The sequence below is a fragment of the Paenibacillus sp. FSL P2-0322 genome, from assembly GCF_037975315.1.
Classification (GTDB): Bacteria; Bacillota; Bacilli; order Paenibacillales; family Paenibacillaceae; genus Paenibacillus; species Paenibacillus polymyxa_B.
Genome location: NZ_CP150243.1, coordinates 1,341,371 through 1,351,197 on the forward strand (window position 1 = coordinate 1,341,371; position 9,827 = coordinate 1,351,197).

The following is a 9,827-nucleotide window of genomic DNA, read 5'->3' on the forward strand; positions in this document are numbered from 1 at the left end:
TGATGTTGAATACTATTTATCCTAGTTTTTTTATGTAATTACTAGATAAATAGTCTTACATATATTGGTCAAGCAAGCTTTGATTACATATTACAAAGAAAGCTGGAGCGATTATGGAATGTAAAAAGATGATCATGAGAAAAATGGCAGCGGTTATCCTGATTTTCGCTTTAGTGGCTACATGTATTCCGCCCAGTCGTGCGGAGGCCGCAGCAGGATTGGATGAAAACACCACTCAGCGTTTGGAAGCATTTATTCATGAGAAGATGCAGGAAGGTCATATCCCTGGAATGACAGTTATTGTGGTTCGTGGAAAGGAAACGGCCTATCTCAAAAGTTTTGGGTATGCCAATGTGGACAAGCAGGTTCCTGTAACACCCGAGACAAGCTTTGAAATTGCCTCTTGCTCCAAAGGATTTACAGCACTTGCCGTGCTGCAACTACAGCAGCAGGGGTTGTTGAAGCTGGATGATCCCGTTTCAAAGTTTTTTCCATGGTTTCAAGCCAAGTATAAGCACCAAAATGTCGAGATTACACTGCGGCAGCTGTTACATCACTCCAGTGGCATTCCATGGTACACAATTACCGACATCCCGATCTCCAACCGTCCCGATTCACTGGAACAGGTTGTACGAAATGTGAATGGCCTGGAATTACATAATCGTCCTGGCGAACGCTTTGAATATGCCACCATTAACTACGCAATCGTGGGGGCTGTCATTCAAAAGGTCACAGGGCAACCTTACGAAGATTATATGAAGACCCATATTTTTCAGCCTTTAGGTCTGAATAAAACTACTCTTTATCCCACAGAAGCCGCACCCACGATGGCAACAGGCTACAAGAACGGCTTTTTTCAAGCACGTGAATATCAATCCCCTGTCTTTAGAGGAAACCGTCCCGCTGGTTATATCATGATGGACGGAAATGACCTCGCCACTTGGCTCAAATATCAGTTGGGCAGCCTGAAATCTCCCATGACTCCATTAATTATGGAAACTCATGCGCCTGACCGCACCGTTACCCCCAGCAAGTTTGATATGTCGTCTTATGCTATGGGCTGGGCTGACTACCAAAGTGGAAACGGAGAGGTGTCCAAGGCTGGATTAAATCCGAATTTTTCTGCTTATATGGTTTTTCGCCCTCAGGATCAGCTGGCTGTAGGGATTATGGCAAACAACGGTACCACGTTAACGTATATCACGGGGCATGGTCTTATGGACATTTTACGAGATCGTCAGCCTGTGTCTCCGTATGAGCCAGATCAGAAAACAGACAATGCGTGGTCCGTTATTACGATCATGCTGGCATGTTATGTGCTGGCGGTAGTGGTCCTGTTGATGACGGTGGTACGAGATATCATCCGCAAACAACGTGTTTTGAAGCCTTTGAATCCAAAAAAGCTGCTCACATGGCTGCTATTTTTACTTTGCAGTACACCATTTTTGTATGGAGTTTATCTGGTTCCTACAGCCATGCAGGGCGTTTCTTGGACAACTGCGATCGTCTGGTCTCCGTTTAGCTTTCCGTTTGCGATTGCAGCCTTGGGGCTGGGATTGCTCTTGAGCTTTGGCTACCTGGTGTTGGGTACGCTTTTTCCGAACACAGACGAAAATAAACGCTCGCTTCCTTTACTGGTAATGATGAGCTTGCTGAGCGGGGCGGCGAATGCTTTTGTCATTTTTATCGTCAATTTCTCAATTGGCAGCGAAATACCGCTCAAATATCTGCTGTATTATTTCGGATTAGCGCTGGCGGTTTATATTTTCGGTCGCAAGCTGATTGAAACCAAATTAGTGAAGATTACCTACAACATGATTTATCGAAAACGAATGGAACTGATTCAACGTGTGCTACACAGCTCTTATGACAAATTAGAACGCATGGACAATGGCAAAATTTTAGCCACTTTAAATAATGATACAGAGATGGTGGGCTTCTCGGCCAATGTGGCGGTGGGGTTCGCGACCAGTCTACTGACAGTCATCTGCTGCTTTGTTTATCTCGGTACGATTTCATTTTGGGGCACGATACTCTCCCTGGCTGTCATTGCGGTGATTGCCGCATTTTATAGCATCGTCAGCGGTACGGCTAACCGCTATTGGGAAGAGGCGAGGGATACCCAAAACGTGTATTTGGGGTTCATCGACCATATGCTCAAAGGTTTTAAAGAGCTTAGTATGCATGGACGCAAAAAGACGGAGTTTAGCAGCGATATTCAGGATAGCTGTGAACAGTATCGTCAAAAACGCTCCGTGTCCCGCATTAAATTTACCAATGCACTGGTGCTGGGCGAGACGCTGCTGATTTTAATTTTAGGTGTAGTTACCTTTGTGTTCCCGACGATTTTCCCGAACATTAAGGATTACACATTAATTCAATTTGTTGTCGTGTTCCTCTACTTGATCGGACCCATCAACGGATTGTTGCAGGCTGTGCCGGAGCTGTTCCAGATTCGGACCTCCTGGCGAAGAATTAAAGCCTTTATTGCGGAAATGCCGACTGATGACAGCGGAGAAGTGTATGATACTGCGAGTTTTGTGGATGAAGAAGTAGCTGTGGAACGAATAGGCTTTCACAACCTTAGCTTCGAGTACAGCAACGTGACTGGAGAATCCAGCTTTTTGGTCGGACCTATTACACTGGAAGCGGCTAAAGGACAGATTATTTTCATCACAGGTGGCAATGGCAGTGGTAAAACGACGCTTGCTAAATTAATGACTGCTCTCTATCCTCCACAAACGGGATACATCACGATCAATGGAGAGGTCATTGATGCCCGCACGTCGGGCGAGTATTTTTCCACCGTCTTCTCTGATTTTCATCTGTTTGAGCGCTTGTACGACATTGATTATAAGGAAAAGCAGTCCGACATTGAGCGTTATCTGAAAAGACTGGGACTGGAGGAAAAAGTAACGGTCAAGGATGGATATTTCAGTACGCTCAAGCTATCAGGTGGACAACGAAAGCGGCTTGCGCTTTTGATCTGTTATCTGGAAGATCGACCCGTATATTTGTTTGACGAATGGGCTGCCGATCAAGATCCGGAATTCCGCAAGTTCTTTTACCATACACTTCTGCCTGAAATGAAGGCGGCGGGTAAAATTATTTTCGCCATTACGCATGATGACCATTATTTCCATACCGCAGACCGACTGCTGAAGATGGAAATGGGGCAGATGAAGGAGCTGGAGGTGCTGAGTGCTGAAGTCAGTGGCTCATAACCAATCCATTAAAATTCATGAAAAAGTGTGGGCTTAACATGGAAAACTACATTGTTGTCAAAGGTGCAAGACAGCACAACCTGAAAAATATCTCCTTGCGGATTCCGCGAGATCAACTGGTTGTTTTCACGGGAGTTAGCGGCTCGGGTAAATCATCGCTTGTCTTCAATACACTATATGCGGAAGGGCGACGACGCTTAATGGAGTCGCTGTCCGCATATGAACGAATGGGTTTGCGAAAAACCGAAGAGGCGGATGTGGACTTGATCGAAGGGTTGTCTCCGGCAATTGCGATGGAGCAAAAGACGGTCTCGCGCAACCCGAGGTCAACCGTGGGTACATTGACCGAAATCTCCTCTTTTGTCCGGTTGTTGTTTTCACGAACAAGTCGGGCGGTTTGTCCCTACTGTCAGGAAGCACTGTCTGTACAGACAAGGAAAAAAATCACGGAGCAGATACTCCATTGTTCACCCGACACTTCAATAGAAATCTATGCGCCGATCCTTTCCATGCCACATGAAGGGCCTGTCGCGTTGCTGAAGGAAATACAAAAAAAAGGCTACACCCAATTAAGCTGGAATCAAAAAATGCTGGATGTAGAGCAAGCTGAGGTTTTGTTTTCCAGTATGTCTCCACAGGCAGTACGTCTAGGAAAAGGAGACAGTCAGCTGGAGGTACTGGTTGGCAGAATTACGATTTCAGCTTCCGTGGAGCAACGCAAAGATATTCAAGCTATGGTGGATAAAGCACTGGACTTAGGAGATGGCTGGATTCAAATTCGACCTATGGTTGATAAACGATTCGTATGGAATCCAAATTTCGGTTGCTCCTGTTGTGGTATGGTGGCGAGTGAAATTTCGGCAGGGGCTTTCTCGTCGAATAGTCCTTTGGGTGCTTGTCCGACTTGTACAGGACTGGGCACTCATTATGAAGTAGATCTGGAACGTGTGATTCCTGATCGATCCAAAAGTCTAGCTGAAGGAGCGATTCAGCTACTTGGCTGGCAATGTGAGCAAGAGAAATTTCATAAAAATCGAAAAATTTTGGAGGGACTGGCGACCCGATATCATTTTGAACTGAGCACGGCGGTAAAGGATCTGCCAGATGAGGCGTTATACGCTGTGCTATACGGTACTCAAGGGGAAAAGATTGCAATTGAGAATCCTGCTACAGGTGGCAAGCTGATGCACGAAAGATTTGCAGGGATTGTGAATCTTATTTATGAGCGCTTTAACGCTAATGCCAAGGATGAAATGAGCGCCATGAAAGCGGAAGACAAGGAAGTGATGCGGGAACAAGTATGTCCGAGCTGCGGAGGAGCACGTTTGAAGGCAGAACGACTGCTATATCGTGTGGGGGACAAAACGATCCGCGATTTTTCGAACATGCCGTTGGTTGAGCTGTATGCAGGCTGTGATGAACTACTGCGAATGGCACCTCAAGTTTTCGAGAGTCTTGCGGCTGTGGCCCAGCCCATTTTACAGGAAATCAAGACTCGTTTGACGCTGCTGCTGGATATGGGACTGGACTATTTAAATCTGAACCGTCCGGTGACCCTGCTCTCGGGTGGTGAATCACAGCGCGTACGCTTGACGACCCAATTAAGCTCTGGGCTGATGGGCATGATCTACATTTTGGATGAACCCAGTGTTGGATTACACCCGAAGGATACCGGGAAAATGATAGCTATGCTTCACAGACTACGGGATTTGGGAAATACCATCTTGGTCGTCGAACATGATGAGGAGATTATGGCCCAAGCGGATTATCTTGTAGATATTGGGCCTGGCGCAGGATTGCTCGGCGGTGAAATTGTAGCACAGGGTACGGTGGAAGAAATCATGAGCAATTCGAAGTCTTTGACAGGACAATATTTGAGCGGCAAGCAAGGTATTGCTGTTCCCACCCAACGAAGAAAGGCCTGTGACGGGAAATATCTTGAGGTGCTGGGAGCCAGGGAGAATAATCTGCAGAACCTGAATATACGAATTCCATTGGGTTGTTTAGTTTGTGTTACAGGGGTATCAGGATCAGGGAAAACCACGCTGGTTCATAACGTTATATATGAGAAATTACGTTCTCGCCTGGATGGTAAATCTGCATATCTGAAGCACGATGTAGAGCTGAAAGGAGAAGCGTCGATTGATCAGGTGATCTGTATCGATCAGAAGCCAATTGGACGGACACCGCGATCCACTCCGGCTACCTATGTGGGGGTGTTTGACGCCATTCGAAAGCTGTTTGCCAGGACAGAAATAGCTAAGCAACTCCAACGAAAGAGTGCACATTTTAGCTTCAATTCACCGGGTGGACGCTGTGAAGTTTGTTCAGGACTCGGGGTGATCGTCACTGAAATGCAGTTTATGTCTGACGTTGAAATGGTTTGCGAAACGTGCCGGGGCAGACGCTACAGCGAGGATATACTGGCAATTACATATCACGAGAAGAATATCGCGGATGTATTGGAGATGAGCATTGAAGAAGCTGCTGTTTTCTTCGCTGACCAACCGGATATTTACGGCAAGTTGAAGCTCATGAACGAATTGGGTCTTGGTTATATGAAGCTGGGTCAGTCTGCCACGACATTATCTGGCGGGGAAGCCCAGCGTATTAAGCTGGTAGAGGAGCTAAGTCAGTTAAAAAAAGGGCGCAGCCTGTTGTACATTTTGGATGAACCGACCACAGGCTTGCATCCCGACGACATTCAGCGACTGCTAACTATCCTTCAACAGCTCGTGGATGAGGGCAACACCGTACTCATCATTGAACATAACCTGCATCTGATCAAAACAGCAGATTATGTGATAGACCTTGGCCCTGAAGGGGGCACCCGAGGTGGACAGCTAGTGGCAGCTGGAACGCCTGAGCAGGTTGCGACCTGTGAGCACTCCCATACCGGATCTTTTTTACGTAACTTAGGAATGGATTACGACGAGAACGAGGTGAGAGCATGAGCAACAGATTGGAACATTTACGCATTCTCCCGACAGGCCCCCTAAATTATTATCTGCAAAAGCGATACAACGATCTGCCATGGGTGCACAAGTTTGGCTTGGATCACATCAAGGTAAAGGGGGATTTTATACTCATTCATGCATGGAAGCCTGGGTATGTGAAGCTAACACGGGAACAGGCAAATCGTCTCAAAGCAGCCACTGAAAAAGGCGAAAATCCTGAGGACAGGCTTCCTCGGCTGCCGGAAGCATGGCTACTGGACGGAGAAGATGAACCTGATGTGGAAGGACTCTTGGCTAAGGTCATCGTGCCCGAGTTATTCGAACTGCTTTCCCCGGAAAATCTTCAAGAAGACGTGAACAGTCCGCAATCTATCCGGTTAAGAGCTATTTTGGAGCGTGTCGCCGAGCATGTACCTGTTTTTCCAGCCATTCAGAATCCCAATGAACTGCGTCGTTTTCTGGAGGTCGTGAAGAGCCAAAAGCCTAAAACAGTCGTTGAGATCGGGACAGCCAGCGGCGGTGTGTTTTATTGCCTGAGTCAACTGGCCGATCCGGACGCGTTGCTCGTCAGTATTGATTATCCGGGTGGACCGTATGGAGGGGGTCAGGATGACAGTGAGGTGCAGCTCTATTCCAGCTTTGGCAGCACGGGGCAGCAGTTTTCTTTTATTCGAGACCGTTCATTTCACTGCTCCACCAAACAGGACTTGAAAAAGGTTCTAGGAGAACGGCAGATTGATCTTCTGTTTATCGATGGAGATCATTCCTACGGTGGAGTGAGTTCAGATTTTCGTATGTATCAAGAGCTGGTGGCACCGGGCGGCATGATTGCTTTTCATGATATCAGCATGCGGCCTGAAACGTGGGGAAGAGGTTATGATGTTGGCGTTTTCTGGGATGAAGTGAAACAAAGTTATCCCTCCTTTGAGGAATTTGTAGACCCAACGGGCTGTCGAGAGCCGTTTATTCGTCACCCGCAAGAGGGACTGTTCGCATATGGGATTGGCACCATCATTCAATTGTAAGGGGGAGACAACCATGAGCCACCGTCCATTGAACAAAACACGTGTGGAGGATGTCATTGGTTTGACTCCCATGCAGGAAGGAATGCTTTACCACTATTTACGGGACAAGGATACAGGAGCTTATTTTGAGCAATACAGCTATACGCTGCAGGGTCAGCTTGATCTATCTGTCTGCTGTGAGGCGTGGAAATGGACGATTCAACAGCATGAAGTGCTGAGAAGCGTATTCCGCTGGGAAAAGATCCAGAACCCGGTTCAGATTGTCCTGAAAGGACGCGTCCTATCTTTCACTTTCCATGACCTCATAGAAATGGAAGAGGTGGAGCAAGAGACGGTACTACAGGAGCTTCGCGAGGCAGACCGTGCTGTAGGATTTGACCTGTCCGAGGGCCCCCTACTGCGGATTACGGTGTTTAGGCTGGCACATGATCGTCATATCATGATGGTCAGCAACCACCATATTGTGATGGATGGCTGGAGTAATGGCATTGTGCTGGGTGAGTTTATCCGGGCATATGATGCGCTGCGTGCAGGCCGGGAGCCAGAACGATTAGCCAAGCCGCGTTTTGGAGAGTACGTGAAATGGCTTGGTACGCAGGATAGAAGCGGAAGCAAGGCATTTTGGCAAGCTTACCTGACTGGATATGAGGTTCAGCCCCTGTGTTTACCCGATACAATTTCTAGCTCAGAAATAAGCGATACGGCTTGCGAATCGTATGTTTTGCAATCGGAGCTGGTGAGGGGGCTTGAAGCTGTTGCGAAGGAAGAATCCGTGACAGTAGGTACCCTTTTTACAGCGGCCTGGGGTATTCTGCTGCAAAAGGTCAGCAGACGTCAGGATGTGCTTTTCGGCACGACGGTATCTGGCCGCTCCAGCAGCCTGCCTGGAATTGAACGGGTAGTGGGGCTTTTGATGAACACGGTTCCTGTACGGTTACAGTCAGGCAATGGAGATACGCTGCAACAAGCCTTGCTCGATATTCAGCAAGCCAGCGTAGCGAGACAGCCCTACGAAACAACACCGCTTGTGGATATACAGTCTTACGGCAATTTCAGAAGCACAGAGCGTCTTTTTGATACGTTGCTTGTGATTGAAAATTATCCGCTGGAGATCAATCGACAGAGTGAATTGACCTTGGAATCCTTTTTTGGCCATAGCGTAACGGATTATTCACTTCTGGTGAGCATTCATCAAATGGAGCAAACTGCCATCCAAATCATGTATCAGCCCTCAAAATATGAGCCGTCCGCGATTGAACTGTTATGTGAACGTTATGTTGCTTTGCTCAGGCTGATCGTTACAGAAAGAGATTATGCCATTCAGAATATTCACTCCTTGACGGAGATGGAAAAGAGACTGGAAGAGGTCTGGGCAATTGAATTTGACTATAGCCCGGATACTTTGAAAAGGAGTGTATGAAGATGAAGAAGCCGAAAGCTTGGGAACAAATGGATTCCTATCAATGGATGACCACGAAAGAAACCGCCCACTATTACCGACTCATCGCCAATCTAATGAAGGAGATTCACGCTAAAATTCCAGATGAACAGTATCATTTGGACAAAGTAGCGACAGAAACGGATATTCGTGAGGAAAACTTTCAGGGAAAAAACTATCAACGCGCAGTCATGTATTTAATGTCTAACGGATGTGAGTGGGCCTTGAAAAACGGAAATGGCTGCACCATGTGCGGTCATTTGGCCAAGCAAACACGTAAAGACGGCCCTCTCTCTGCCCATTATTATTTGGAGCAATTTAGTGAGGAATTTAAGCGGATTGATTTTAGCAAATATCCTTTACTCAATCTGTATAATAACGGCTCCATTCTCAACGACAATGAAGTTCCGGCTGAAGCGCTGTGGGAAATCATACGCATGGTTGGAGAAAAGCCTGAGATCAAAATGCTGGTCATCGAAACCAGACCCGAATTTGTAACGAAAGAAAATATGGCGGAAATTAAGCGCCTTTTACCGGATAAGCATGTGGAAGTCGCCATGGGGCTCGAAATGATTGACGACTTTTTGCGGTATGTATGCATAAACAAAGGCTTTTCCTTAAAGCAATTTGATAAGGCCGCTCGCTTGGTGACCCAGGAGCTGAATTTACGCAGCTATGTGTTGCTGAAGCCGCCCTTTATTACGGAACAAGAGGCTATCGAACATGCCGTACAAACGATTGAGCATGCTTTTGAGCTCGGTACGACGACCGTTTCACTGGAAAGCTGTACCGTACAGGATTATACACTGGTGCAATATTTAAGTGACCAGGGCGCCTATAAACCGGCATGGCTCTGGAGCATCGTTGAGGTGGTAAAACGGACGGCGCATTTGGGCAAGATCATCGTCGGTTTGTTCCAATTCTATCCTTCTCCTGTCGGGGTGCCTTACAATTGTCCGCATTGCAGTGATCGAGTAATGGAGGCGTTGAAGGAGTATAATCACACTCTTGATCCGAGCGTTCTGGACCATCTGGATTGCAGCTGCAAGGCTGAATGGAAGAAGGAACTGAATCACGTGCATCCTCCTTTTGAGGAAAGACTGAGTATTTTGAATAGTGAATTAATCAAGTGATTCATTGAGATTATCAACTGGAAGATATGGTAGATTCGTCAGCTCATGAA

At 46.9% G+C, this 9,827-nt stretch carries 5 protein-coding genes; all 5 read left to right on the top strand.

The annotated features are described in order from the left end of the window. Positions 1 to 128 precede the first annotated feature (128 nt). From MKY24_RS06060 to MKY24_RS06080, 5 genes are read left to right on the top strand one after another with little or no spacing between them, the layout of a single operon-like run. Positions 129 to 3,224, top strand: a complete 3,096-nt coding sequence (locus MKY24_RS06060; RefSeq protein WP_339201608.1) for a cyclic peptide export ABC transporter — start codon at positions 129 to 131, stop codon at positions 3,222 to 3,224. 38 nt (positions 3,225 to 3,262) lie between these two features. After that, a complete protein-coding gene (gene uvrA / locus MKY24_RS06065) occupies positions 3,263 to 6,178 on the top strand; it encodes an excinuclease ABC subunit UvrA (RefSeq protein WP_339201609.1) in 2,916 nt (971 codons plus the stop codon). Beyond that, the gene (locus tag MKY24_RS06070) at positions 6,175 to 7,206 is read left to right on the top strand and encodes a class I SAM-dependent methyltransferase (protein ID WP_339201610.1); all 1,032 of its coding nucleotides are present in this window, start codon (positions 6,175 to 6,177) and stop codon (positions 7,204 to 7,206) included. The genes uvrA and MKY24_RS06070 overlap by 4 nt, the downstream gene beginning before the upstream one ends. A 13-nt stretch (positions 7,207 to 7,219) precedes the next feature. After that, positions 7,220 to 8,626, top strand: coding sequence for a condensation domain-containing protein (locus tag MKY24_RS06075; RefSeq protein WP_339201611.1), 1,407 nt, complete (start codon positions 7,220 to 7,222; stop codon positions 8,624 to 8,626). A gap of 2 nt (positions 8,627 to 8,628) precedes the next feature. Further along, the gene (locus tag MKY24_RS06080) at positions 8,629 to 9,777 is read left to right on the top strand and encodes an archaeosine biosynthesis radical SAM protein RaSEA (protein ID WP_028543130.1); all 1,149 of its coding nucleotides are present in this window, start codon (positions 8,629 to 8,631) and stop codon (positions 9,775 to 9,777) included. The last annotated feature ends 50 nt before the right edge of the window (positions 9,778 to 9,827 follow it).